General features: G+C 74.0%; 16 protein-coding genes, 3 tRNA genes and 1 pseudogene. 8 read left to right on the forward strand and 12 right to left on the reverse strand.

What is annotated here, in order from left to right:
- Window positions 1–58 precede the first annotated feature (58 nt).
- Window positions 59–3,751 carry a PAS domain-containing protein gene (locus AB0J08_RS20310; protein ID WP_360635693.1) on the reverse strand — a complete coding sequence of 1,231 codons (3,693 nt, stop codon included), beginning with the start codon at window positions 3,749–3,751 and terminating at the stop codon, window positions 59–61.
- Window positions 3,752–3,929: 178 nt separating this feature from the next.
- On the opposite strand from AB0J08_RS20310, the gene AB0J08_RS20315 reads away from it, so the two are divergent.
- The 6 genes from AB0J08_RS20315 to AB0J08_RS20340 all read left to right on the forward strand — a co-directional run bounded on the left by AB0J08_RS20315 (window position 3,930) and on the right by AB0J08_RS20340 (window position 10,664).
- Window positions 3,930–4,023, forward strand: a tRNA-Ser gene (locus tag AB0J08_RS20315).
- Between the two features lie 172 nt (window positions 4,024–4,195).
- Window positions 4,196–4,271, forward strand: a tRNA-Arg gene (locus AB0J08_RS20320).
- A gap of 32 nt (window positions 4,272–4,303) precedes the next feature.
- Window positions 4,304–4,379 (forward strand) — tRNA-Arg (locus tag AB0J08_RS20325).
- Window positions 4,380–5,015: 636 nt separating this feature from the next.
- Window positions 5,016–8,192: an Ig-like domain-containing protein gene (locus AB0J08_RS20330; protein ID WP_360635696.1), complete on the forward strand. Its 3,177-nt coding sequence runs from the start codon at window positions 5,016–5,018 to the stop codon at window positions 8,190–8,192.
- 184 nt (window positions 8,193–8,376) lie between these two features.
- Window positions 8,377–9,633, forward strand: coding sequence for an SPFH domain-containing protein (locus tag AB0J08_RS20335; RefSeq protein ID WP_360635699.1), 1,257 nt, complete (start codon window positions 8,377–8,379; stop codon window positions 9,631–9,633).
- Complete coding sequence (locus AB0J08_RS20340; protein ID WP_360635702.1) at window positions 9,630–10,664, forward strand: C40 family peptidase; 1,035 nt, start codon at window positions 9,630–9,632, stop codon at window positions 10,662–10,664. Before AB0J08_RS20335 ends, AB0J08_RS20340 begins: the two co-directional genes overlap by 4 nt.
- A gap of 62 nt (window positions 10,665–10,726) precedes the next feature.
- On the opposite strand, the gene AB0J08_RS20345 is transcribed toward AB0J08_RS20340, so the two are convergent.
- The gene (locus tag AB0J08_RS20345; RefSeq protein WP_360635705.1) at window positions 10,727–11,692 is read right to left on the reverse strand and encodes an aldo/keto reductase; all 966 of its coding nucleotides are present in this window, start codon (window positions 11,690–11,692) and stop codon (window positions 10,727–10,729) included.
- 163 nt (window positions 11,693–11,855) lie between these two features.
- Here AB0J08_RS20345 and AB0J08_RS20350 point away from each other — a divergent pair, with 163 nt between their 5' ends.
- Complete coding sequence (locus AB0J08_RS20350) at window positions 11,856–12,056, forward strand: hypothetical protein (RefSeq protein ID WP_360635708.1); 201 nt, start codon at window positions 11,856–11,858, stop codon at window positions 12,054–12,056.
- Between the two features lie 55 nt (window positions 12,057–12,111).
- Here the strand turns inward: AB0J08_RS20350 and AB0J08_RS20355 are convergent, their stop codons facing one another.
- The 8 genes and pseudogenes from AB0J08_RS20355 to AB0J08_RS20390 form a co-directional block, all read right to left on the reverse strand.
- Window positions 12,112–13,095: an endo alpha-1,4 polygalactosaminidase gene (locus AB0J08_RS20355; protein WP_360635712.1), complete on the reverse strand. Its 984-nt coding sequence runs from the start codon at window positions 13,093–13,095 to the stop codon at window positions 12,112–12,114.
- Between the two features lie 22 nt (window positions 13,096–13,117).
- A complete protein-coding gene (locus AB0J08_RS20360) occupies window positions 13,118–13,813 on the reverse strand; it encodes a spherulation-specific family 4 protein (protein ID WP_360635715.1) in 696 nt (231 codons plus the stop codon).
- The gene (locus AB0J08_RS20365) at window positions 13,810–14,715 is read right to left on the reverse strand and encodes an NAD(P)-dependent oxidoreductase (RefSeq protein ID WP_360635718.1); all 906 of its coding nucleotides are present in this window, start codon (window positions 14,713–14,715) and stop codon (window positions 13,810–13,812) included. Before AB0J08_RS20365 ends, AB0J08_RS20360 begins: the two co-directional genes overlap by 4 nt.
- Window positions 14,716–14,852: 137 nt before the next feature.
- Window positions 14,853–15,560, reverse strand: a pseudogene (locus AB0J08_RS20370) (nucleotidyltransferase family protein); the annotation flags it as partial.
- 72 nt (window positions 15,561–15,632) lie between these two features.
- Complete coding sequence (locus tag AB0J08_RS20375) at window positions 15,633–16,625, reverse strand: SDR family NAD(P)-dependent oxidoreductase (protein ID WP_360635721.1); 993 nt, start codon at window positions 16,623–16,625, stop codon at window positions 15,633–15,635.
- A 76-nt stretch (window positions 16,626–16,701) separates the two neighbouring features.
- Window positions 16,702–18,228, reverse strand: a complete 1,527-nt coding sequence (locus tag AB0J08_RS20380) for a hypothetical protein (protein ID WP_360635724.1) — start codon at window positions 18,226–18,228, stop codon at window positions 16,702–16,704.
- Window positions 18,225–19,772: a GT4 family glycosyltransferase PelF gene (pelF, locus tag AB0J08_RS20385; RefSeq protein WP_360635727.1), complete on the reverse strand. Its 1,548-nt coding sequence runs from the start codon at window positions 19,770–19,772 to the stop codon at window positions 18,225–18,227. The genes AB0J08_RS20380 and pelF overlap by 4 nt, the downstream gene beginning before the upstream one ends.
- A gap of 106 nt (window positions 19,773–19,878) precedes the next feature.
- A complete protein-coding gene (locus tag AB0J08_RS20390) occupies window positions 19,879–22,236 on the reverse strand; it encodes a hypothetical protein (RefSeq protein WP_360635730.1) in 2,358 nt (785 codons plus the stop codon).
- Window positions 22,237–22,647: 411 nt separating this feature from the next.
- Here AB0J08_RS20390 and AB0J08_RS20395 point away from each other — a divergent pair, with 411 nt between their 5' ends.
- Complete coding sequence (locus AB0J08_RS20395) at window positions 22,648–23,634, forward strand: tyrosine-protein phosphatase (RefSeq protein WP_360635733.1); 987 nt, start codon at window positions 22,648–22,650, stop codon at window positions 23,632–23,634.
- A 55-nt stretch (window positions 23,635–23,689) separates the two neighbouring features.
- On the opposite strand, the gene AB0J08_RS20400 is transcribed toward AB0J08_RS20395, so the two are convergent.
- Both AB0J08_RS20400 and AB0J08_RS20405 read right to left on the reverse strand, forming a co-directional pair.
- The gene (locus tag AB0J08_RS20400; RefSeq protein WP_360635737.1) at window positions 23,690–24,628 is read right to left on the reverse strand and encodes an RNA polymerase sigma factor SigF; all 939 of its coding nucleotides are present in this window, start codon (window positions 24,626–24,628) and stop codon (window positions 23,690–23,692) included.
- A gap of 190 nt (window positions 24,629–24,818) precedes the next feature.
- Entirely contained in the window at window positions 24,819–25,805 is a 987-nt protein-coding gene (locus tag AB0J08_RS20405) for an RNA polymerase sigma factor SigF (RefSeq protein ID WP_360635740.1), read from the reverse strand.
- Between the last annotated feature and the right edge of the window lie 252 nt (window positions 25,806–26,057).

A 26,057-nucleotide genomic window follows, 5' to 3' on the forward strand; every position in this document is an offset into this window, starting at 1 on the left:
GAGCACGCTCGGCGGGCGCCGGGGGCCGGTCACCACGGGTGACCGGTCCCCGGCCGCGTCAGCCGGCGGCCGCGACGCCCGCCTCGCCCATCGCGCCGATCCGCCCGAGCAGGTCGACGATCCGGGACTGGACGTCCGCGCTGGTGGAGCGCTCGGCGAGGAACAGCACCGTCTCGCCGGTGCGCAGGCGGGGCAGTTCGCGCGGGTCGAGGTCGACCGAGGTGTAGACGACCAGCGGGGTGCGGTGCAGCCGGTCGTTGGTGCGCAGCCAGTCCAGCAGGCCGACCCGTCGGCGGTGGATCTGGAAGAGGTCCATCACCACCAGGTTCGGCTGCACGCTGCTGGCGCGGGCGACGGCGTCGTTCTCGTCCATCGCGTGCTCGACGTGCATGCCGCGCCGCTCCAGGCTGCTGATCATGGCGGCGGCGATGTCCGGGTCGCCCTCGACCAGCAGGACCCGGGGGGCGTGGTGCTCGCCGTCGCGGGGGGCGAGGGCGCGCAGCAGCACGGCCGGGTCGGCGCCGTACGCGGCGTCCCGGGTGGCCTGGCCGAGGCCGGCGGTGACCAGCACCGGGACCCGGCTGTTGAGGGCCGCCGTGCGCAGCGACTGCAGCGCGGTCCGGGTGATCGGACCGGTCAGCGGGTCGACGAACAGCGCGGCGGGGAAGCCGGCGACCTGGGCGTCCACCTCCTCGCGGGAGCGGACGATCACCGGGTGGTAGCCGCGGTCCTGCAGGGCCTGCCGGGTGGCCGGGTCGGGCTCGGGCCAGACCAGCAGCCGGCGCGGGCTGCCGTCTCCGGAGGGGAGGGCCTGGGCGGGGTGCTCGGCGGGGTCGTCGTGGCCGGCGGCGGGGAGTTCGGCCATCGGGCGCGGTGCCGGTCGGGCGTCGGGTGCGGCGGGCAGCGGGGGTGCGCCGGCCGGGGCGGCCGGGAAGGCCGGAGCGGAGCCGCCCGGCGCACCGGGAGGGCCGAGCGGGCGCGGCGGGGCGAGTTCGGCCAGGCCGCTGCCGACCGGCTGCGGGCCGTCCGGACCGGACGTGGCCGGGCCTTCCGCGCCGGCGGCGGGCAGCGCGGGCCGGGCGAGCTCCAGCGCGCCGGGAGCGCTCTCGGGCGCAGTCGCCCCGTGTGCCGTTCCGTGTGCCGTCCCCTGTGTCGGGGCGGGCACCTGGGTCTCGGTGTCGGGGCCGGGCGGGACAGCGAGCCGGCGGCGCCGGCCGGTCGGCGCCGCGGCGGCCGGTTCGGGCGGCGTGGGCGCGGGGCCGGCGGGCAGCGCGTGCTCCAGGCCCGGGTAGAGCGGGGCGGCGGAGTCGGGCATGCCGGGGAGCGCGAACCCCCCGGACGAGTCCTCGTTGGCCGGCAGCGCGCGGCGCCGCCGGGACGGCTTCGGCTCCTCCCCGCCGTCGGCTTCCCGGCCGGGCCGGCCGAAGGCCTCGGCGCCGGTCGGAGCACCCTCGGTCACGGCCTCGCCGACCGGCACGCCGATCGCCGGGGTGCCGCCGGCCGGTGTGCCGCCGGCGGGTGTGCCGCCCGCCGGGGCGCCGGCCGGTGCCGGTGGAGCGGATTCGCTGGGCGTGGTGGCGGGCCCGAGCGCGAGCGGGCCGCGCTGCGCCGCCGGAGCGGGCGCGTCGGCGCGTTCGTCGGCGCGTTCGTCGGGGCGGCCGTCGACCGGCACCGCGTACGCCGTGCCGGAGCGGCCGTCGTCCTTGCCCCACGGGTCGCTCGCCTGGGGGGTCGGGCCGCCCAGGCCCTGGCGCCCGTACGCGGGGTCGTTGCCGGTGCCGTTCCACTGTTCGGGGACGGCCCGCTCGACCCGTGCCGGGGCGTTCGGCCACTGTTCGGCGGCGGCGTCAGCGGCAGCCGCGTCCGCCTCGGGGGCGGCGGGCTCGGCCGCCGGCCGGCCCCGGCGCCCGCGCCGCTCGGCCACCGGCGCCTGCGCCGGTTCGTCCGTCGCCCCCTGCTCCGGTCCGGCGGCCCGGTCGACCGCCTCGCCGGCCGCCGGGGCGTCGACCGGCGCCGTCCCGGCATCGTCCTCGGGCCGCCGGGCCGCGGGCAGCTGCGGGATGCCCGGCAGGTCGGGCAGCACGGCGCTGTCGGTCTCCTTGGGCCGGTCCGACCGGCCCTCGGCCGACGCGCGTTCGGCGGCGGCCTTCGCCGCGACCGGGTCCAGCGGCAGCTCGACGACGTACGTGGTGCCGGCCTTGCCGGGCAGCTCGTGCGGCTGGAGGACGCCGCCGTGGCGCTCGACCACCGTGCGGGCTATCGGCAGGTGGACGGGGCTGCCGCCGCGTCCGGGTCCGCGGATCTCCACCCGGGCGACGTCGCCGCGCTGGGCGGCCGCGAGCACCACCATCGGTGCGTCGCCGCCGACCGGGGGCAGCGCGGGGGCACCGGGGGCGGCCAGGCCGGGGGAGGCGACGGCGGGCGGGGCGTCCAGCGAGAGCGCGACCCCGCTGACGTCGGCGACCAGGTGGGCCAGCGCCTGGGCGAGCCGCTGCTCGTCGGCGATCACCTCGACGGCGGCGGCGTGCACGGAGAACCGCACCCGCCCCGCGCCGACCAGCTCGCCCGCGTGTTCGACGGCCTGCCGGATCACCTTGTCCAGGCTGACCGGCACCCGGTCGGCGGGCTTCTTCCCGTCCTTGTCGTCCTCGCCCGAGCCGCCGGACGACGAGCCGTCACCGCCGGCCTCGGAACGCTGGTGGGCGAGCACGCCGTCGATCAGCTTGCCGAACCGCCGGCACTCGTCGGCCAGCCGCCGCAGCGTCCAGTTGGCCTCGGGCCAGAGCTGGCCGGCCGGGTCCGCGGCGAGCGCGTCGATCCGCCGGTGCAGCGCGGTCAGGGCGCCGCCCAGCTCGCTCTCCAGGACGGCGGTGAGGTGGTCGTTGCGGGCGACCAGGGCCAGCTCACGGCTGCGGTCGGTGAAGGTCATCACCGCGCCGACCAGCTGGTCGCCGTCGCGGACCGGGGCGGTGGTGAGGTCGACGGTGACCGGTCGGCCGTCCTTGCGCCAGAGCACGGTGCCGCGCACCCGGTGCTTGCGCCCGGAGGTCAGGGTGTCCAGCAGCGCGGACTCCTCCAGCGCCAGCGGGGTGCCGTCGGCCCGGGAGTGCTGGATCAGCGGGTGCAGCTCGCGCCCGCCCAGCTCGCTCGCCCGGTACTCCAGGATGTGCGCGGCGGCCGGGTTGACCAGCACGCAGCGGCCTTCGAGGTCCACGCCGAGCACGCCCTCGGCGGCGGCTCGCAGGATCATCTCGGTCTGCTTGTGCTGGCGGCGCAGCTCCGCCTCGACCCCGAGCCGGCTGGACAGGTCGCGGACCAGCAGCAGGAGCAGGTCGCTGCCGGGGGGCCGCGAACCCTCGCGGTACGGGTCGTAGGGGACGAGCGGGGAGAGCGCGTAGCCGCGCCCCTCGCCGGAGCCGGCGCCGTCGTCGGCGAAGTCGTTGCCGGAGACCTCGACCGGGAAGGTGGTGCCGTCGGTACGGCGGGCGGTCATCCGGACCGGGCGGTCGAGGGCGTCGTCCTCGCGCGGCTTCGGTCGCATCGAGCCGGGGATCCGGCTCGGGTCGAACTCCGGCAGCAGGTCCAGGACGCCCATGCCGACCAGCGAGGTGCCGGGCGTCTGGAGCGCCTGGACGGCTGCGTTGTTGGCATCGACGACAGTGCCGTTGCTGTTCACCAGCAACAACGCGTCGGGCAGGGCGTCGAGTATGGCGGCGAGGCGAGCAGCGCCTCGGATCGGCCTGCTGCTCACGTCGACAGGTCTCCTCGGCTCAGGGCAGCTCCTCCGGAGAGGGCAGTATCTCATTCTTCTTTGCGGCGGGGACGACCCGCCTAGTAACGTTGACGGTGGTTGGTGCCGAGCCCTCGGGTTGTGGCATCATCACTGGCACACGGAGCGAGTCCGCCACGCGGGCGCGGTCCAGGTGTGGGGAGGCTTCGCCTAGTCCGGTCTATGGCGCCGCACTGCTAATGCGGTTTGGGTCTTAAAGCCCATCGAGGGTTCAAATCCCTCAGCCTCCGCCAGTCGGGAGCCCCGTCGACGATCACGTCGGCGGGGCTTCTCGCATGTCCGGGGCCGGTGGGGGCCGGTCGGAAGCGGTCGCCCCCGGGGGTCCGGATCAATCGATTTCGCCCCGCGTCGCAGGTCATGTAATGTTGTCCCCGCAACGCCCCGCTGACACGTTCACCAGGGCGAGCGCTCATAGCTCAACGGATAGAGCACTTGACTACGGATCAAGAGGTTGCAGGTTCGAATCCTGCTGAGCGCACCAAACCTTCGCAAGACCGGGTTCGCCCGGCACTTGCGCTCATAGCTCAACGGATAGAGCACTTGACTACGGATCAAGAGGTTGCAGGTTCGAATCCTGCTGAGCGCACCAGCGAGAAGCCCCCGGCCACCGGCCGGGGGCTTCTCCGTTGTCCGGCCGGTACCGCCCGTCGGCCGCTCCCGGGGTCGATCGGTGGCCCGGACGGCGGCTCGGTCGGCGCCGGTCGAGGTCCGGCGGTCCGCCGAGGGGGTGACCCCGGCCGGCCCGGCCGATGATCGCGGGGCCGGCCGGCGCCGGAGCCCGTCGGGCCGGCTGCGCGGTCGTGCGGGCCACGGAAGGTCCGGTACCGCGCTCGAACGGACGTGGGTGGCAGCGCTCGGCGACGGCGGGCCCACGGGGTTCGACGGTGGCGGAACCGCTCCTGAGGGGTGCCGGGTGCCCGGTCGCGGGCACCGACCCCGGCGAGCGCCCCGGCTGCGAACAGAGCCGCTCGACGAATGGTCAGGCTCTTGACGGGCGTGCACGGTTGATCGGGCCGGATTCCGCTCGATACACCACCTAATGGATGAAATCCATCCCTTTCGGGTACATCCTTTCCTGCCGGTCGGATGACCGCCGAACGGGTGGGACACGGCCAATAGCGCAGGTGTCGCAGTATTACCGGCCCAGGATCGTGATTCCGTTTTGTCACATCTTGTGCCCAGACTGCCCGGCCCACCCCAGCAGCCGATACCGAAGGAGAGCCGGATGAGCCGACAGTTCCCCCGCCATGCCGCCCTGTCCGGCCCGGCCCCGGACCGGCACGCGCCCCGGGCGGGAGAAGTGCGGCGGCTGCGACTGGCGGCGGCCGGTGCCTCCGCCGCCCTGGCGGCCGCGCTGCTGATCGGCTGGAACCCGCCCTCCTCCGTCGCGCAGCAGTCCCCCGACGCCTGGTCGGGCGAGCAGCGCGCCGTCCTGCCCTCCGGTCTCACCGTCCAGCTGGATTTCTCCGCCGCTCCCGGTTTCGACGTCACGGCCGAACCGGGTGAATTGGCCGACCGTTCCGGCGGAGGGCGGGCGGCTGCCCTCTATACGGACGGACTGCGGCCCGGAGATCCCGCGCAGACCTTCCGGCTCACCGCGAACCGTCCGCAGACGGACGGTTCCTGGCGCACCGTCGGAATGCTTCGGCTCGCCTTTTCCCGACCGGTCAGAAATCCCCGGCTGCACGTCAGCGGGCTCGCCGCGATCGCCACCGGGAAAGGCGGTACCACCAGCACCGCGGCCCGGCTGACGCTCACCGGCGGCTCGCCGGGTGCACCCGCCCTGGTCAACCGCACCGACTGGCCGGGCTGGACGGTCGACGGCAACAGCCTCGCCCCCGCGGGAACGGGCGGCGGCAGCGACGCCGAGGCCGGATCCGCCGCGGAGGGCAGCCTGGAGCTGGCCGGTACCTTCCGCACCGCCGTCTTCCGGGTCGAGCAGCGCTCCACCGCCCGGGCCGGCTCCACCACTGCCCCGGCGCCGCTCACCCAGGCGTACACCGTCACCCTGGACGAGGGCGTCGGCACCGCCCCGCAGGGTTACGGCAACGCCTCCCACCTGCTCTCCGACCTCTTCCTCGGCGCGGACGCCGCCGGGGCCGCCCGGCACGACCGGCGGGCCGGCACCACCGGAACGACCCCCCTGGTGCCGACCGCCACGCCCGCCGGGAGCTCCGACGCGGCCGACGGGCCGCTGGTCCAGCTCGACCACGGCGCCGGCCGGCGCAGCGTCTGGTCCAGCCCGGCGCCGCCCAAGCTCCAGCCCGGACGCGGCGAGTACCAGGGCGGCGACCCGGCCGTCGGCTACCCGGCCGAGGCCGCGATCGGCCGGTACTACCGGGTCACCGTCCCGGTCGCGGTGGCCGGCGCCCCCGCCATCCTGGCCGGCTGGATCGACTTCGACCGCAACGGCCGGTTCGACCCCACCGAGCGGGTGCAGACCGAGATCCCGGCCACGGCCGACAGCGCCACCCTGGAGTGGACCGTCCCCGCCAACGCCTCGTCGGGGGAGACCTGGGCCAGGCTGCGGATCGGCCGGGACGCGGCCCAGTTGGTGCCGGCCGGCGGCTTCGCCGACTCCGGCCAGGTCTCGGACCAGCGGATCAGGCTGACGGTCGGCGCCGCCCGGCCGGAGATCGCCGTCCCGGTCGACGGCACCGTCGTCGCCGACGCCCGCCCGCAGGTGCGCGGTGAGGGCGCGGTGGCCGGGGCGACGGTCGAGGTGCGCGACGGGGACGCGGTGCTCTGCAAGGCCCGGGTCGAGCAGGGCGGTGACTGGTCCTGCCGGCCGGGCGGCCCGCTCGCCGCCGGCGCGCACACCCTCACCCCGGTCGAGACCACCAGCGGCGGTCTGGTGCTGCGCGGCGATCCCGTCCGGGTCACCGTGAAGACCGCGCCGCCCGTCGCTCCCGTGCTCACCCTCCCCGAGTACACCAACGACCCGGGCCTCCAACTGGTCGGTACCGGGGAGCCGGGCAGCACCGTCTCGGTCGCCGACCGGGTCGGCGGCGGCGCGGCCGGCGAGCTGTGCAGCACGGCGGTGCGGTCCGACGGCGGCTGGTCCTGCCTACCGGTGGAGAACCTGCCGGACGGGCGCCACCAGCTCACCCCGACCGCCGTCGACGCCGCCGGGAACCGGACGCCGGGGCGGGCCACCGCGCTGGTCGTCGACACCCTGCCGCCGGACCGACCGGTGCTGACCACGCCGGCCGCGGGCGAGACGGTCGGGGTGGCCCGGCCGAAGCTGGGCGGCCGGGCCGAGCCCGGTGCCAGGGTGATCGTCACCGCCCGGTCCGGCAGCTCGGCCTCGGCGGAGCGGATCGTGGCCTGCGGGGCCACCGCCGCCGTCGACGGCAGCTGGACCTGCACGGCCAACCGTGACCTGACGGACGGCGAGCAGTGGCTGGTCGTCACCGCGACCGACCTGGCGGGCAACGGGACGGCGGCGGACGCGGTCACCGTCCGGGTCACGACGGCTGCCGCGCCGTCGCCCGCGACCCCGTCCGCACCGGTGGTTCCGGTGGTTCCGGCGACCCCGTCCGCCTCGTCCGCGACCCCGTCCGGCTCGTCCGTGCCGCCTGCGCCGACGGCCGTGCCGTCGGTACCGACCCCGGTGCCGTCGCCCACGTCGGCGTCGACCGCACCGTCCGTGCCGACGCCCGGTGTGGCGTCCCCGTCCCTGCCGTCGGCGGCAGTACCGTCGTCGGCCGTGCCGCCGGCGCCGGTTCCCGCTCCGTCCGCACCTGTCACCACACCGCCGACCGGCGGACCGACGGCGACGACCCCTGCCGTGCCGGTGCCGACGGTGTCGCCCTCGGTGCCGGCCCCGCCGGCGCCGTCCGTTCCGTCCGTCCCTGCCACCCCCGCCGTCGGGTCCGGCCCGGAGCCCGCCCTGGGGCCCGTCCCGCCCGGGCTGCTGCCGATCGTCGTCCCGCCGGCCGCCGCACCGGTCGCCTCGCCGACGTCCTCGGCCACGGCGAACCCGAGCGTCGGCCCCGGCGCGAGCGGCAGCCCGAGCCCCAGCCCGAGCCCCAGCCCGAGCGTCAGCGCGAGCGCGAGCCCGAGCGCCGCTGCGTCGGCCGCCGGTGCGACCGTCCTGTCCACCCCGACCGTCCCACCCACCACAGGCGCCGCCACCGCCACTGCGACCGCCGGGGCGGCGCAGCCGGCCGGCGGCGGTCAGGTCTTGGCCGAGTCCTCCCGGGCGCTGGCAGCGCCCCCGGCCGGGTCGTCCGTCGAGCCCGCCACCGGGGTCGAGGCGGCGCGGGCGCAGCCGGCCTCCGACCGCTCCCGGTCCGAGGCCTGGCGCGGAGGTCTCGCCGGTCTCCTGCTGCTGCTCGCCGGGATCGGCCTGATCACCCGTCGGGTCTTCGCTCGCGGTCCCGGTGCTCGGCGGCGCTGAACAACTCCGACCATCCGCTCATGTGCCTGCGCGTCATATCGGCTTCGGATGATTCGTCAACAAATGTCGACACGCTCTATCGCAAATGTCGCATTTGATGACGTATGAACTTAGCCTGACTCTGGCACTGCCCGTCAGATCCGGGCCGCCCGTTGCGCGACACACTGAACCTGAGGATCCGTGCATGGACGTCACCCGCGATTCTTCGCAGCGACCCGACAATCTTCCCAAGGCGTTGGCCCCGGCCCTGCCGGAACGTTTCGCCTCCGGCTCCAGCCCGCTGGTGAGGGCGGCCAAGACCGGTAAGCCGGTCGACAACGGCCCGGCGACCGCGCAGTCGGCGACGGTCCCCGGCCCGGCGGTCACGCCGGTCGACCTGCGTGACCCGCTGGAGACGGCGGCCCCGGAGGCGGTGGAGCTTCCGGAGGTCACCCCGGCCGGCGCGATCACCGCGACCACCTCCCGCCGGCCCCCGCGCGCCGACCAGGCGCTGCGCGAGCACGGCGCCACCGCGCTGCCCGGCTGGACCGCCCTGCTGGCGCTGCTGGTCGGCCTGGCCGCCGTCCTGCTGGTCCTGCTGAGCGACGGCGTCATCCCGCACTGGGATGCGCTGCCCGACCTGCGCACCGCCGCGGCCCGGGCCGGTGGCGGGGCGGTGGTGGAGGCGGGGCCCGTCGCCGCGGTCACCGCGGCGGGGCTGCTGATCGTCCTCTCGCTGGCCGGGCTGCTGGCCAACGCGGGCGGCGAGACCCGGGTGCTCAGCCGCTGGGGCCGCTACCGCGGGACCGTCCGGCGCACCGGTCTGGTCTGGGTCAATCCGCTGCTGCGCCGGCGCCGGGTGGATGTCCGGCTGCGCCACTGGCGCAGCGAGCCGGTCAAGGTGGTCGACCGGACCGGCACGCCGATCGTCGTCCGGCTGCTGATCGTCTGGCGGGTCAAGGACACCGCCCGGGCGCTGCTGGCGATCGAGGACCACGAGGACTACCTGCGCGAGCAGGTGCAGGCGGTGCTGACCCGTACCGCGTCCATGCTGCCGTGCGACAGCAACGCGGCGCCCGGTCCCGCGCTGCGCGACGGCCAGTGGTTCGCCGACGAGCTGACCCGGTCGCTGGCCGCCGAGGTCGCCCCGGCCGGCCTGGAGGTCTACTCGGTGCAGCCGCTGGCGCTGGACTACGCGCCCGAGGTCGCCGAGTCGATGCGCCGCCGCCGGCTGGCGGACCTGGACGCGGGCCTGCGCACGGTGCTGGTCGACGACGCGGTGGAGGCGGCGGCGCTCGCCGTCCGCCGGCTGGAGCGCGCGACCGCGCACGAACTGGACGAGGCCGCCCGCAGCGCGCTGATGGAGCACCTGCTGGTCGCCTTCGTCGCACCGGCCGGAGTGGCCGCCTCGGTACCGTCCCCGGCCGCCCGGGCCGGGCGGAAGGAAGGACGACCGGCATGAGGATAGCCACCGGCCCGGAGGCCGATTTCGAGGCCGATTTCGAGGCGGAGTTCGCCGACTTCGACGCCGAGGCCGCGCTGATCGGTTTCGAGGAGAGCCTCGGCAGCATCCCCGCCATGGCGGGCTGCGGCTGCCCGAACTGCGCGGCCCGGCCGGGCACCGCCCGCCCGGCGGCCGGGGCGTCCGGCGGCCGGCGAATACACCGGGCCGTGCGAAACACCTGCCTGGCCACCACGGTGCTGGCGGGAGCCGGCGTGGTCGGTCTGACGGCCGGCGCCGGATCCGCGTACGCCGCACCCGGCAAGCAGGGCTGGGACGGCTCGAAGTACTGGTTCAAGGACGCGAACGGCGGGTGGCGCTGGACCGCCCACTACGGCGTCTACGCCGCCCGCACCGGCAAGACCGGAGGGTCCGCGGGCACATCCGGCGGGTCCACCGTCTCCAACGGCTCGGCCACGGCCCCGACGACGTCCGCGGCCGCTCCGTCCTCGGGGATGCGGCAGGGCTGGGACGGCTCCAGGTACTGGTTCAAGAACGGCGGCGGCGAGTGGCGGTACACCAGCCACTACGACGTCTACCTCAGCCGCACCGGCCGGTCCGGCGATGGGGCGGCCCCCGCGCCCGCCCAGCCCGCCACCCGGCCGGACCCCGACAGCGCGCCCGCCTCCCGCAGCACCCGGGCGGCGATCGACTACGCGCTCGCCCAACTCGGCAAGCCGTACGTCTGGGGCGGCAACGGCCCGTCGGGCTACGACTGCTCGGGGCTGGTCCAGCAGGCCTTCCGGCGCAGCGGGATCAGCCTGCCGCGGGTGGCGGACGACCAGTACGCGGCCACCACCCCCATCACCGCAGGGCAGCTGCGCCGCGGTGACCTGCTGTTCTGGTCGGACAGCGGCCGGGCCTCCGGCATCCACCACGTGGGGATCTACCTCGGCGGCGGCACCTTCGTCGAGGCCCCCCGACCGGGGAAGGCGGTGCGGGTGTCCACCCTCAGCAGCGGCTTCTACCCCACCCATTTCGGGCGCCCGTAACGGTGCGTCCGACGCGGCGGCCCCCGGCGGATCGAATCCGTCGGAGGGCCGCCGCGCCGAGGTCAGGACGAGGCGCTGTCCAGCAGGGCGAGCTGCTCCGGCGCGAGGCGCAGCGAGGCGGCGGCCAGCAGCGGGGGGAGCTGCTCGACACGGCGGGCGCTGGCGATCGGGGCGGCGACCGTCGGGCGGCTGCCCAGCCAGGCCAGGGCGACGGTGGCGAGCTCGGCGCCGTGCTCGGCGGCGACCGTGTCCAGCGCCTCCAGCACCTTGGGGCCGCGCGGGTCGGCCAGGTAGCGGGAAGCGCCGTCGGACCGGGCGCTGGCCACGTCGGCGCCGCCGAGGCGGTACTTGCCGGTCAGGAAGCCGGAGGCGAGGGCGTAGTAGGGCACGGTGGCCAGGCCGTGCTCGGCGACCACGTCGGCCAGCGGGCCCTCGAAGGTGGCCCGGGAGACCAGGTTGTAGTGCGGCTGGACGGCGACGTACTTGGCCAGGCCCTCGCGCTCGGAGAACGCCAGCGCCTCGGCGAGCCGCTCGGCGCCGATGTTGGAGGCGGCGATCGCGCGGACCTTGCCCTCCTTCACCAGCTCGTCCAGCGCGGTGATGAACTCCTCCACCGGGGTGTCGTCGTCCTGGTGGGTGTAGTAGAGGTCGATGTGGTCGACGCCGAGGCGGCGCAGGGAGCCCTCGGCCGAGGACTTGATCGTGGCCGCGCGCAGGCCGCGCGCCTCGGGGTGCAGGCCGACCTTGGTGGCGATCACGATGTCGTCGCGGTTGCGCCGGCTGCGCAGCCAGTCGCCGATGATGCTCTCGGACTCGCCGCCGGCGTTGCCGGGCACCCAGGAGGAGTAGGTGTCGGCGGTGTCGACGAAGTTGCCGCCGGCGGCCGCGTACGCGTCGAGGACGGCGAAGGACTGCTCCTCGTCGGCCGTCCAGCCGAAGACGTTGCCGCCCAGGGAGAGCGGATGCACGGCGAGGTCGGAGGTGCCGAGCTGGACCCGGCCGGGGGCGTCACTGTGGATTCCGGTCATGACCCGAGTCAACCGGATCACCCGGGCGGGCATTCCACGGTCGGGACGGACTTCACGAGCTTGTCGCACTCCCCGGGCCGGGGCGTCGCGCCCGGTGGGCGGGGAGCGCCGGAGGAGGGTCCGGGGTGTCGGCGGGGTCGGCGGATTCGTTAGAGTCCGTGCCATGGCTGACAACGACTACGACCCCGCCGGCAGCACCCAGATGTTCCGGGCGTTCGTCGACGAGACCCCGGCACCCCAGGCGCCGGGCTCCGTCTCCACCTACGGCAGCAGCAGCGGCGGCAGCCGGACCGGCCTGATCGCGGTCATCGCCGTCGTCGCGCTGGTCGTGGTGGGCGCCGTCATCTGGCTCGCGGTCAAGTAACCCTTCCGGACGGAGCGCCTGGCGGACCGGTACGCCCTGCTGCCCCGACGGGGCCTCAGCAGGGCTTCCGCCAGGCGTCCAGTTCCAGCTTCTTCTGCATCGAGCTGAAGCCCAGCGGCTTGGTCCGGGCGCAGAACTTCTCCGTGCCGAGCTTGTACTCGACATGGAAGACCGCCTTGCCCGCCTGAATGAAGGGCGAGAGCCGGGCGCACTCGTCGAACTGCGCGCACTCCTCGTTCACGGCGAAGTCGAAGTCGCCCAGCAGGGCGGGGATCTGGTCCAGGTCGTTCTTCAGGCCGATCGCCAGGCCGCGCTCATGGGCGAGCGAGGCCAGCATGCGGTTGTACCGCAGCTGGTCCTCCGCCGTCAGCGGGAAGCCGCTGTTCTGGTTGTAGGCCTCGATGGTGTCGGGCTCGACGGCGTCGAAGCCCTTGCTGCGGCACATGTCGAAGCGGGCGGCCATCAGGGGCTTCAGCTGGTCGAGCTTGCGGATGTCGAACCACTTCTCGCCCTTCCAGCCGTTGCCGGAGCCCTGGAGGGCCTTGGTGAAGGCGGCGGAGTCGGGGCGGAAGTCCTCCCAGGAGCCGGCGTTGATGTAGCAGATCACCTTCCGGCCCTTGGCGTGCAGGGCGGCGACCACGGAGGCGTCGGTCTCGAAGCCGTCGACGTCGTAGACCGGGACGTCCACCGACTGGTCGACGCCGCCGCCGAGTTGCCACTGCCAGGCGAGGCCGGGGGCGGGTTGCCAGCGGGAGCCGGCGGGCTGCGGTGCGGTGCCGGGTGTCCCGGGCGCGGAGGGCGTGCCGGGAGTCCCGGGGTCGCTCGGGGTCGCCGGGGTGCTCGGCGTGCCGGGGCCGCTCGTCGAGGGTGCGGACGGGGTGCCCGGGACGGGTGCGGCGGTGGCCGCGGGCGGCTGGGCGGCGGTGGCGTCGGCCGAGGGATCCTCCTCGTCCTCCGAGCCCGAGCCGCTGCACGAGGTCAGTGCCAGGGCGGTGGTCAGGGCGAGGGCGGCCCACAGGGGCCGGGTGCGACGGGTCACGGTACTCGAACTCCGGGTGGGGTCAGGTCGGTTCGGTGACGCTCAGGGCGTGCGGCAGGGTGCTCCAGGGGTTCTCCCCGGTGCCCGGGACGGCGCAGCCGACGCCGGCCCGGCGGGCGGCGATCAGCGCGGCGGCCTCCCCGGCCTCCCCGGCCGGCACGTCGTACACCAGGTGGCAGAAGCGGGCGGCGGCGTGCCGGCCGGTCCAGAGCGGCAGGGTCATCGCGCGGTAGGTCTCCCAGTCGCCCTCGAAGGTGACCAGCAGGTCGGCGAGGCCGACCTCGGCGTAGCCGGGATCGGGGTGGTCGCCGTGACCGAACACCACGGTGGCGCAGCCGGCGGCGCGGGCCGCGGTGGCCAGGCGCCGGTAGTGCGCCAGTGCGCCCGGGTGGGTGGCGACCTGGTCGAGGTAGACGCCGGTGATGCCGTGTCGCTGACGGTACGTCAAGATGTCTTCGACGACAGCCGCATGGGGTCGGCGGCCGTAGTCGGTGTCGGCGTAGCCGAGCAGCGGGAGGCCGGCCTTGCGCAGCTCGTCGGCGGCCTCGGCGAAGACGTTGTCGGGGGTGTCGCCGGGGCCGTCGGCCAGGTTCAGCACGACGGCGGCGATCCGGCCTGGGTCGGCGGCGGCGACCGCCTGCCAGGCCGCCGGGTCCACCGCGGGGTGGACGTACAGCGGCACCAGCAGGCGGCCGTCGAACCGGCTCGCGCCGGTCATGCGGTGACCAGGGGATCGGTGCTGAGCCAGAGGTCGCGCAGGGTGTCGGCGAGGGCGGTCTCCGGGTGCCAGCCGAGCTCCCGGGCGGCGGCCGAGACGTCGGCCTGCTGCCAGGAGACGGCGGCCGAGCGCTCGGAGCCGGCACCGCTCTCGTCGATCCGGCCGGTGAAGCCGGCCGCGGCGGCCAGGCCGTCCGCGATCGCCCGGACCGGCTCGGCCCGCCCGGAGGCGAGGTTGAGAACCCGCGGCAGCGGGCGCTCGGCGCCGACGGCCAGGCCGACCGCCCGGGCGATGTCCCGGGCGTCGACGAAGTCGCGGTGGGCCGAGAGGTCCCCGACCTTCACCACGCCGTCGGCGCCGTCCGGGACCGCCCGGCGCAGCTCGGCGGCGAGCCGGCCGGGCAGCGAGCCGGCCGGTGCGCCCGGGCCGACCGGGTTGAACACCCGCAGCACCACGGCGTCCAGCGGCGAGCCGACCACCGCGAGGGAGCCGGCCAGCTTGGTGGCGCCGTAGACGCCGACCGGGCGGGCGTCGGCGTCCTCGGCGAGGGAGCTGCCGGGGGCGCAGACGCCGTACTCGCCGGCCGAGCCGATGTGCACCAGCCGGGCCTTCGGTGCGCCCAGCCCCAGGGCCTCGCAGAGCACGGCCGGGCCGCGCGCGTTGACCTCGGCGAGGGTGACCGCGCTGCCGGAGACCGCGCCGGCGAAGTTCACCACCGCGTCGGGGGCGATCGCGGCCAGTTCCTCGCCGAGCGGGCCGGCCTGTGCGGTGGCCAGGTCCAGGTGCAGGTCGTGGTCGGGCCGCCGCCCGGCGGTCAGCACGGTGGCTCCGTGCAGTGACCGCAGGACGGTGGCGGCGTGCCGGCCGAGGAAGCCGTCCACGCCGAGCAGCAGGATTCTCACGCGGCCCGTCCGTCGTTCTCGGGGCCGGTCGCGGCGGAGGCCGTCGGCTGCCCGTCGGCGGCGTCCGGCGCGGTGCGGGCGGCCGGGATCGGCAGCTCCGGTTCGTCCGGCACGGCGTACAGGCCCTCGGCCGGCCCGCCCGGGAGCAGCAGCGAGCGGTTGAGCGCGAACTCGGCGTTGGCCCGGTCGTAGTCGTCCGGGCGGCCGATGTCCAGCCAGTAGCCGCCGAACTCGTAGGCGGCCGGCGGGGTCTGCGCGGCGAGCAGGTCGAGCACCAGCTCGTCGAAGCCCAGCGGCAGGCCGGGGGTGTACGCGGCGAGCGCCGAGCGGGACACGCCGTAGACGCCCATCGAGACCCGGTAGTCGATGGTCGGCTTCTCCTGGAAGCCGGTGATGGAGCCGGACTCGGTGGTCAGCACACCGAAGTCGATCTTGACCTGGCGGGCGTAGGTGGCGATGGTGAGCGGCGCCCCGGACGCCTCGTGGTGCTTGAGCACCCCGGCGAAGTCCAGGTCGGTGAGGATGTCGCCGTTCATCACCAGGAAGTGCTCGGGCAGCCGGTCCTGCATGGTGAGCAGCGGGCCCATGGTGCCGAGCGGGCTGTCCTCGACGGCGTAGCCGACCCGCAGCCCCCACTGGGAGCCGTTGCCGACGTAGGCGCGGATGATGTGGCCGAGATGGCCGATGGCCAGGGTGACGGTCGTGAAGCCCGCGGCGGCGAGCTGGCGCATCACGATCTCCAGGATCGCGTGCTGGTCGCCGATCGGGACGAGCGGCTTGGGGAGCGCGGTGGTGTACGGACGAAGGCGTACGCCCTTACCACCGGCCAGGATCACTGCGTGCATGGTGTTTCCCCCACGGAAGAATGGTGCGACAGGAGCCTTTGGGTGTCGGTGCTGCCAGTGAGGTGCGGCAGGTCAGACGTTGTAGATGTCGGTCTTGTAGCGCGCCAGGTTGGCGGGGTCGCGGAAGAACTCGATGGTCTGCTCCAGGCCCTGCTCCAGGGAGAACTCCGGGGCCCAGCCGGTGGCGGTGCGCAGCTTGGTGGCGTCGGCGACCAGGCGCATCACCTCGGAGTTGGCCGGACGGATGCGCTGCTCGTCCTCCTTCACCGTGACGTCCACGCCCATCAGCTTGCCGATCAGGGTGACCAGGTCGCCGACCGAGATCTCGCCGCCGGTGCCGGCGTTGAAGGTCTTGCCGACCACGGTCTCCGCGGCGGCGGTGCCGACCGTGCGGAAGGCGTTGGCGGTGTCCTTCACGAAGGTGAAGTCACGGGTCGGGCGCAGGTCGCCGAGGGTGATCTCGCGCTCGCCGGCGGCCAGCTGGGCGATCACGGTCGGGATGACGGCGCGCATCGACTGGCGCGGGCCGAAGGTGTTGAACGGGCGCAGCGTGACGACCGGGGTGTCGAAGCTGGCGTAGTAGCTGTCGGCCAGCCGGTCCCCGCCGGCCTTGGAGGCGGCGTACGGGGACTGGGTGTTGATCGGGTGGTCCTCGGTGATCGGCACGGTCTGCGCGGTGCCGTAGGTCTCGCTGGTGGAGGTGTGCACCAGGCGGGGGATGTGGAAGTGGCGCACGGCCTCCAGCACGTTGAGGGTGCCGGTGACGTTGGTGTCGACGTAGGAGTGCGGAGCCCGGTAGGAGTACGGGATCGCGATCAGGGCGGCCAGGTGGTACACCGCCTCGGTGCCCTTGATCAGGTCGATGACGGAGCCCGGGTCCCGGACGTCTCCGAGGACGATCTCGACGGAGTCCAGCACCTCCTTGGGGAGGGTCTCCAGCCAGCCGAAGGAGGAGAAGGAGTTGTACTGCACCATCGCGCGGACCTGGTGGCCGTCCGCGACCAGGGTCTCGACGAGGTGGGAGCCGATGAAGCCTTCGGCTCCGGTGACGGCGACGTTGCTCATCCGGTGAATCGCTTTCTGCTCTTTGTACGGGTGAGGACGGCTGGGTGCGGAACTGTGGTGACCCAGCGCTGGTGGTTCAGCGGTGCTTGGTGGTGCGGCCGAGCACGGGCCCGGCGACGGCGGTGAGGACGGCGGCCGCGGCCCCGCAGCCGATCAGCTGCAGGACGGTCGGGTCCACACCGGTCAGCAGCCCGGCGCACTCGGCGCCCGCGGCTGCCAGACAGATCAGGGCGGTGCTCCAGCTGAACCCGAAGGCGTTCAGCAGCAGCGCCAGCCAGAGTGAGCCGCCGAGCAGCAGCAGCGCGCCGAGCTCCGGGACCCCGAGCGCCGGGGCGCCGGGCCAGAGCACGGTGGCGGCGGCGTCCAGCGCGGCCACGGTGGTGAGGTAGATGAACAGGCAGCCGAGCAGCACCCCGCCGGTGCGACGGGCGAACGCGGCGGGGGTGTGGCTGATCCGCAGCCCGGCCACCGCCATCGCCCGGTAGCGGAAGAGCAGCCACTCGGCGAGGCCGAGGCTGAGCGTCAGCGCGATCATGGCCGGCCCCGTCGGGCTGGCCGATGCGCCTTCGGCGGCGCCGGTGCGGACCGCCTGGTGCACGGTGGTGCCGAGACCGGCGATCATCGTGAGGGTGCCGACCGCCAGGCCGAACAGCAGGTGCGGCACCTCCTGGCGCAGCGGCAGCTTCAGCACGGTGGCGTCCTGCTCGCTGCGCAGGCAGCGGAGGATCTCCCGGGCGGCCAGCCCCACCGCCAGCCCGAGCGAGGCCAGCAGCACGACCGTCCGGACGAGTTGCGGCACGTCCACGGCCAGCACCACGCCCGCCCCGACCGCGGACGGTGCCAGGGCGACCAGCAGGAACTTCTCCCGCCCGAGCACCAGCAGGACGGTGGCCGCCGCCAGGTAGCCGGACTGCCCGGCGGCGAAGCAGAGCGCACCGAGCGGGCCGCCGATCACGTACCCGGCGGTGGCCGCGACCAGCGCGCCCAGCGGTGCGCCGACGGCCAGGCAGATCCCGGCCGCGCGGCGCCGGCCACGGCCCAGCCAGGCGTACGAGCGGTGCGCCAGCGCCTGGTTCCAGGACCAGCTGACCAGGGTGGCGACGGAGAGCGCGAGCATCCCGGAGGGCAGGCCGAAGCGCATCCGGGTGGCCGCGAACAGGTTGGCGCCGAGCAGGTAGCCGAGGCCGGGCAGGGCGAACACCAGGCCGCGTACGACGCAGCGCCAGGGATCGGCCCGCCAGGGGTTGGCGAACTCGGAGCTCGGGCCCGGGTAGCGGCGCTCGACCTTCTCGAACAGCTCCTCGGCGACGGTGAACGCGTCGGGGCGGCCGTACAGCAGCCCGGCCTGCTCGTCGGAGAGGCCGTCGGACTCCAGGAAGGCCGCGATCTCGTAGGGGTGGACGGCGTCGGCGCAGACGTCGGCGAGCCGCTCGGCGAGCTCGTCCAGCGGGTCCGGGGAGAGGTCCAACTGCTCCTCGGGCTCGGTCCGCTGCGCGGGCAGCACGGGCCGGCGGCGCCCCCTCGGGAGGGTGCGCAGCTGGACGGTCTGCTCGGCCCACTCGGGGCCGGCCTCGTCGGGCACCAGGCGGAGCGGGCCGCTCATGCGCCCACCTCGCTGCACTCGGCGGCCGCTACCGGCTGGTCCCAGCCCGGTCCGGGGGCGCCGTCGGCGACGGGTTCGTCCCAGTCGGCCTCGGGGGCGCCGTCGGCGACGGCGACCACGCCGTTCGGCAGCCAGCGGGAGGTGCCCAGCAGCTCGGTGTAGATGCCGCGGAAGCCGTCGATGTTCTGGCGGAGCGTGAACTGCTCGATCACCCGCAGCCGGGCCTGCTCGCCGAGCCGGGCCCGGCGCTCCGGGTCCCGCAGCAGCTCGACGGCGGCGGCGGCCATCGGTTCGGGTTCGCGCGGAGGGACGACCAGACCGGTGTCGCCGACGGCCTCGCGTACGCCGCCCACGTCGGTCGAGACGGTGGAGCGGCCGCAGGACATCGCCTCGATCAGGGTGAACGGGAAGCCCTCGCTGATGCTGGAGAGCATCACCACGTTCCCCGCCGCGTACGCGTCGGTGATGTCCGCGACGCGGCCTTCGAAGGCCACCGCGTCGGCGATGCCGAGCTCGGCGGCCAGGGCTATGCAGCGGTCACGGTAGGCCTCGCCGCCCTTGGGCGTGCCGCCGAACAGCCGCAGCCGTGCGTCGGGTATCTCGTTCCGCACGATCCCGAAGGCGCGGATCAGCGTCTCCAGGTCCTTGATCGGGTCGACCCGGCCGGCCCAGCTGAGGGTGGGCGTCTCGGGTTCCGGCCCGGCGGGCGGGAAGGCCGCCGGGTCCACGCCGTTGTAGACGGTCCGGATGTGCGCGGACGGCGTGCCGCCGCGCTCCTCCCAGCGCCGGTTGTACCGGTTGCCGGGGGTGACCAGCGCGGCCCGCCGGTAGCTCTCCTCGGCGAGCATCCGGTAGAAGCCCAGCAGCAGCGCCTTGACCGGCCAGCGGTAGGGGCCGGTGCGGTACCCGAGGTAGCGCTCGCGCAGGTAGATGCCGTGTTCGGTGAGGAGAAACGGTACGCCGTACTGCTGCGAGGCGATCAGCCCCGGGAGGGTGGCGAGGCCGCCGCTCGCGGCGTGCGCGACGCCGTCCTGGGGCGGCTCGACCGACAGCGGGCGCAGCGCGTGCTCCAGCAGGTCGGTGGCGTTGAGCGCGTCGTGCAGGGTGGGCCGGGAGACGGCGGTGGAGAGGTAGTCGCGGGTCCAGACGTGCTGGAGGGTGCGCAGGGCGCGCTCGCTGCGCAGCGCCGGGCTGAGCAGCCCGCGCCGGGCGAGGTCGGCGAAGCCGTACAGCTCGGTGCCGAAGTGGGTGGTGTAGACGGGGTCCAGAATGGAGTGCAGGAAGCGCTCGTACGCGTTGAGGAAGCGGCGCATCTCGCGGCCGCGGGGCGCTCTGCCGTCGGCGGCGGGGCCCCAGAGCGGTGCGGTCGTGACGGACCGTACGTTGGCGGGCAGCTCCCAGGCCAGCGGTTCGTGGCCGGTGCCGGTGACGGCGATGACGTCGAAGTCGACGTCCGGCATGCCCTGGACGAGCTGGTCGCACCAGACGCTCACGCCTCCGTGCTGGTGCGGGTACGTCCCCTCGGTGAGCAGGGTGACGCGCATTCCTGTCCCCCCTCCTGTTCTTGCGTCAAGCGCCCGGCCTGGACGGCCGGGCCCGGTGGCCGGTGGTGGGGCGGGCCGTCGCCCGCCCCACCACCGGTGTCACCTGTTAGCGGGTGCCGGACTGGCCGGCGGTCTTCTTGGTCGGGTCGGCCTTCCCCCCGGAGGCCTTGCCGTTCTGGGTGCCGCTCTTGGCGGTGCCCTTGGTGCTGCCCTTGCCGGCCGCGATGTCCTTGCCCGGTACCGGGACCCCGCTGCCGGGGACCAGCGTCGGGGCGTCGGTCCGGGCGGTGTCGCTCGGGCCGGCGGGGACGGCGTCGGCGGTGCCCTGGGGCACGACCTTCTTGTCGGCCGGGGCCGGGGCGGTCAGCGTCTTGGCGGTGTTCGGCGCGGCGGCCGGAGCCGCCGGGGTGACCGCTGCGGACAGCTTGAGCTGGACGCTGCTCTGCAGCGCGCCGGGCTTCACCCAGCCGGACAGCGTACCGGCGTACGCGGTGCCGAACGCGGTCGAGCCGATCGCGAGCTTCTGCGTGGTGCCGGTCGGCATGGTGGCCTGGACCTGGACGCCGGCCGGGGCGTTCACCGTGACGGTGTCGCCGACCCGGTAGGCGCTGACCTGGCCGTTGGCGAGGGCGGTGTTCCAGGCCGCGCGGCGCTGGAACTCGGCGCCGATGTCCTTCTGCGCCAGGTTCACGATCGGTGCGTTGTCGGCGTGCAGCGCGCGGTAGGTGGAGAGGACCTTCTCCAGCACCGGGTAGACGATCCGGTCCTCGGACAGGTTCGACTGGTGGATGAAGTGCGGTCGCGGGTCGTTGCCCAGCACGTGGCCGAGGTCGATCCGGGCCTCCAGCGGCACGATGTACGACTGGTAGCCGGTGTTGACGTCCAGCGGCGCCGGCAGGCAGGTGGAGTTGGCGTTGTTCTCGCAGACCCCGCTGCCACCGTTGGCCACGCCGGTGTAGATCCAGTTGTACTCGTCCGTCTCCTCCTTCGCCGTGCCGGCGTTGTAGAAGACGTTCATCGGGTAGCGCGGCACGGTCAGCACGGACGAGCCGACGGCCCGCTGGGCGGACTCGCGGGAGGCGTCGCTGGCCGTCCACTTGACCCCGTTGGTGACCAGCGAGGGGGCCAGGTACGGGTTGTCGCTGGTCTCCTGCGGGGCGGTCAGCAGACCGGAGTGCTCCCCGGTGACCAGCTCGGTCTTGTCGATGTGCAGGTTGCGCGCCGCGGCCCAGTCGATGTTGTTCTTGATCTGGGACGTGATGGTGGCCTGGTCGACCCAGACGGTGTTGCCGGCGCCGTCCTTGTTGCACTTCCACGGCACCACCGAGACGTCCTGCAGACAGCCCAGGTACGGGTGGGTGTAGGTGTGGTTGATCCAGCGGTAGCTGGCCTGGTCGGCGACCATCTGGTCCACCACCGGGTCGGTGGTGGTGGAGTGGTCGGCCTTCCAGTCCTCGCTGCCGCCGCCGTTGAACACCATGTCCATGGTGAAGTTGTTGGCGGTCTGCCACTGCTTGGCGTACTGCGCGTCCGCGGGCGTCATCCGGATCGGGTTGGCCGTCTCGGGGGTGCCGGGCGGGCAGGTGACGTCACCGGGGGTGCACTTCAGCACGGTGTCCCAGCGGTCGTCCGCCAGGAAGACGTCGTCCACGTGGGCCGCGAAGTAGTTGCGGTCGTAGCCGAGGTGGACGCCCTGGGTTATCCAGTCGACTATGCCGCGCGCCAGCAGCCGGTACTGCTGCTGGTACTGGTTGTAGACGAAGGTGACGACCAGTTCCTTGCGGCCGTCGTGGGTGTACTCGCCGACCAGCGAGCCCTTGGTGCTGGTGCCCGGGATGGTCGTCTCGACCAGCGGGGTGAAGCTCGCACCGGCCGGCAGGGTGCTGAGCGGGGTGGCGAGGAAGCCGTAGCTCTCGCCGATCGCCGGGTCGTTGTCCTCGAACGGGACGCTGCCCTTGAGGTAGCCGAACGGGCCCGCGAGCCCGGCCGCGGAGACCTGGCCCTGGAAACCGTCGAGGCTGCCCATGTAGCCGGGGTCGGCGGCGTAGTTCAGGCCGACCTCCGGCCTGGCGTAGGTGTACGCGTCGACCTGTCGCACGCCGAACGCGGCCTCGTAGGCGGCGATCGCCGCCATCTCGGCGGAGCCGGCCTCGAACGGGTTGTCGTTGGGCAGCACGATGCCCTGGTACTTGCCGCGCGGCTGCCCGTTGAGGTTGTCGCTGAGGAAGGCCGCATTGATTACCGGGCGTCCGGCGTCGTTGAGGTCGACCAGCTTGTACGGGGTGCCCTGGCTCTTCAGCTCGGCGGCGATGGCCGCCGAGGCGGGGCCGCCGTCACTGATCACCAGGACCGTGAGGTCGATCCTGGGGGCCGTGGTGGCGCCGTGTGCGAGGGACGACTGCAGGCCACCGGCCAGCAGGACTGCTGCCGCGCAGGCGGCAACTCTTCGGGTCGCTCGACCCATGTGTGTTCCTCCCCTGGGCAGGGCGCTTCGCTGCTCGGCGCTCGCCTGCCCGGTCGCTGTTCGCGGGCAGCAGGCTGCCCGGCGCCCATCCTGGTGGAGACTCCGCACCGATTGGGACCAAATGGGCAGGAGTGCAGCGAATCTGTTACCAACGTTCATGGCGATGCCATGAAGGCGCTGATTGTGACCGGAAGAGCACCTGTTGCGCAAATAATGAATTGAGAATTAAAAACCGCGCCTGAGCGTTACCGCTGGTCACCGACCGTGCGGCTGTGGCAGGTATGCCGAGCCCTACACTGGCGGCGTTGCGCATGACACTCTTGCACATCCCCTGTTCCGTCGGGCAGGTTCATGCAATATCCCGTCGGGTTGTGCCACGGCACGGTCCGAATATCCAATGGAGGCCACCGCGTGACCGAGCAGCAGACCGAGACCGCCGCAATCGGGGCCACCCGGAAAGCCGCGCGGACGTCGGCGGAGGACTTCCGCAAGGCCGCCCCGGAAGCCGTCTCGCAGGTCCTCCAGCAGGCTCGGAGCCTCGGCCTGCGCGGGGCCGTCAACGCTCGGGATCTCGGCGGCTACCGGACGGCCGGCGGGCAGGTGCTGCGGCCCGGTGTCGCGCTGCGCAGTGACGGCCTCAACCGCCTCACCGACGAGGACCTCGACCTGCTCGGCGCGCTCGGCCTGCGCCAGGTGGTCGACCTGCGCAGCCTCGACGAGGTCCGCGAGGCGGGCCCCGACCGCGTCCGCGGCCTGCCGGTCGCCGAGATCGCGGCCGCCGAGCTGTCCGCCGCGCCGATCATCGTCGAGCGCACCACCCCGGACGGCGTGACCCTGCACCACCTGCCGGTCTTCGCCGCCGACTTCGACATCTACGTCGCGCTGCGCGACGCCCTGGCCGACCGCAGCCCCGAGAAGCAGCGCGCCCTGCTCGGTGACGGCCGGGCCGCCGCGATGATGACCGGCCTCTACCGGTGGTTCGTGACCGACCGGGTGGCCCGCGAGCGGTTCGCCACCGTGCTGCGCCTGCTGGCCGCGCCGGACGGGGCGCCGCTGCTGTTCCACTGCTCGGCCGGCAAGGACCGCACCGGGTGGACGGCGGCCCTGCTGCTCACCGCCCTCGGGGTGGACCGCGAGACCGTCTTCGCCGACTACCTGCTCACCAACGAGCGCTCCGCCGAGATCGTCGAGAACATCGTGGACAGCTTCGGCACCCGCGGACTGATGCAGGAGCCGGAGCTGCTGCTCCCGGTGTTCCGGGCGGAGCGCTGCTACCTGGAGGCGGCCTTCGAGGAGGTCGCGGCCGGCTGGGCCGACTTCGAGGCGTTCTGGCAGGACGGCCTGGGGCTGGACGACGCCGTGCTGGCGGGTCTGCGGGCCAACCTGCTCGCGCCCTGACCCGCCCCGGCCCCGTCCCCGACCCGGCCCGCCCCGAGGGGCGCCGGGCCCCGGTTCACCCCTCGCTGATCAGGCCCTCGCGCAGCTGCGTGAGGGTCTTGGTCAGCAGCCGGGAGACGTGCATCTGGGAGATGCCGATCTCCTCGCCGATCTGCGACTGGGTGAGGTTGCCGAAGAACCGCAGCATGATGATCCGGCGCTCGCGCGGCGGCAGCTTGGCCAGCAGCGGCTTCAGCGACTCGCGGTACTCCACGCCCTCCAGTGCGAGGTCCTCGTAGCCGAGCCGCTCGGCCAGCGGGCCGTCGCCGTCCTCCTCGCCGGGGCTGGAGTCCAGGGAGCTGGCGGTGTAGGCGTTGCCCACCGCGAGGCCCTCGACCACGTCCTCCTCGCTGACGCCGAGGCAGGCGGCCAGCTCGGCGACGGTGGGGGAGCGGTCCAGCTTCTGGGACAGGTCGTCGCCGGCCTTGGTGAGCGCCAGCCGCAGCTCCTGCAGCCGCCGCGGCACCCGGACCGACCAGCTGGTGTCCCGGAAGAAGCGCTTGATCTCGCCGACCACGGTCGGCATCGCGAAGGTGGGGAACTCCACCCCGCGCTCCGGGTCGAACCGGTCGATCGCCTTGATCAGACCGATCGTGCCGACCTGGACGATGTCCTCCATCGGCTCGTTGCGGCTGCGGAAACGCGCGGAGGCGTACCGGACCAGCGGCAGGTTGAGCTCGATCAGGGTGTCACGGACGTAGGTGTGCTCCTCGCTGCCGGCCTCCAGGGCGGCGAGCCGCAGGAAGAGCGAGCGCGAGAGCGTCCGGGTGTCCAGCCCGGAGCTCGGCGGCGCCTGCGGTGCGGCCGTGGCGACCGCCTCCGCGGCGGCCGCGGGGCCGATCTCGGCGACGGACGGTGCGTCCGGGCCCCGCTGGAGCGGGATCCGGTCGACGGCGACCGCGGTGCCATGGGCCTGACCAGCGTGGATCTCCGCAGTGCCCAGGTCTCCGGACATGCACCCACCCCCTTGTGACTGACAGTTGAACGGATTCCGTCGCGCGGTGGTTCCCGAGGACGCCCTCCCCCTGCATACCGGAACACAGTCCCCGGCAAACCCGAAGGTCGCAAGACGTCACGTGGTGGTAACGCGCAGCAATCCCGTCCGGGCCTACCGGTTCACGATGTTCTGTCCGGGATTGTGACGGTCAGTCTTCCCAGGAATTGCCGGTCCGAAGCCTGGTCAGGATCCGCGAGAGCAGGCGCGAGACGTGCATCTGCGACATCCCCAGCTCGGTGCTGATCTGCGACTGCGTCAGGTTGGCGAAGAACCGCAGCATGACGATCCGACGCTCCCGCTCCGGCAGCTGGACCAGCAGGTGGCGGACCATGTCCCGGTGCTCGACGTCGGCCAGCGCCGAGTCCTCGTAGCCGAGCCGGTCCAGCAGGGCGAGGCCGCCCTCGTGCTCCTGGGCCGCCTCCAGGGAGGCCGCGTTGTACGCCCTGCCGGCGTCCAGGCAGGCCCGGACGTCCTCCTCCGGGATGCGCAGGCTGGCGGCGATCTCGGGCACCTTGGGGGCCCGGCCGTGCATCACCGTCAGCTCCTCCATCGCACCGCTGACCTGGACCCAGAGCTCCTGGAGCCGGCGCGGGACGTGCATGGTGCGGACGTTGTCACGGAAGTAGCGCTTGATCTCGCCGAGGATGGTCGGCAGCGCGTAGGTCGGGAACTGCACGCCGCGGTTCGGGTCGAACCGGTCGATGGCGTTGATCAGACCGATCGTGCCGACCTGGACGACGTCCTCCATCGGCTCGCTGCGGCTGCGGAAGCGGGTGGCCGCGTAGCGGACCAGCGGGATGTTGACCTCGATCAGTGCGGCCCGGACCCGCTCCCGCTCGGGGGCGTCCGGGGGCAGCTCGGCGAGCCGCTCGAACAGCACCCGGGTCAGCGTCCGGACGTCCACCACCGGGCGCCCGCCGGGGCCGCGCAGGCCGTCCGGCCGGAGTTCGCCGGCCGGGCCGATGACGGTGGCCAGCACCTCGTCCCCGGGGAGCGGGGCCGGGCGTCCGGCGTCCGGTGGGGCGGCCTGCGCCGGGGCCTGGGCGGTGGTCGGCGCGGTGGCCTCCGTGGTGGTCTGCCCGGCGGCCGGACCGGTACCGGTGTCCGGCGCACTCCCTGGTGTCCGAACGGACACGTCACCCCTCCCAAAGTCGTCAACGCGGTGGGACTTGCGGATCGGGGTGTCGGGTCTCGTCTCACCACCTCGCCATGTCCGGCAAAACCGGTCATAGCATCACAAGGCGGGCGCAGGTCGGGCAAGCACCGAGGGGAGGTGTGTTGGTGCAGTGCCGGTCGAGCAGGGTGGCACCCTCGGCGACCGAGCCCATCATCATGACCCGGGACTGAGCCCGCAGGCAGGCGCCCGCGCCGATCTCGATCGTGCCCA

Origin of the sequence: Kitasatospora sp. NPDC050463 (assembly GCF_040655255.1) — a bacterium.
Taxonomy (GTDB): Bacteria; Actinomycetota; Actinomycetes; order Streptomycetales; family Streptomycetaceae; genus Kitasatospora.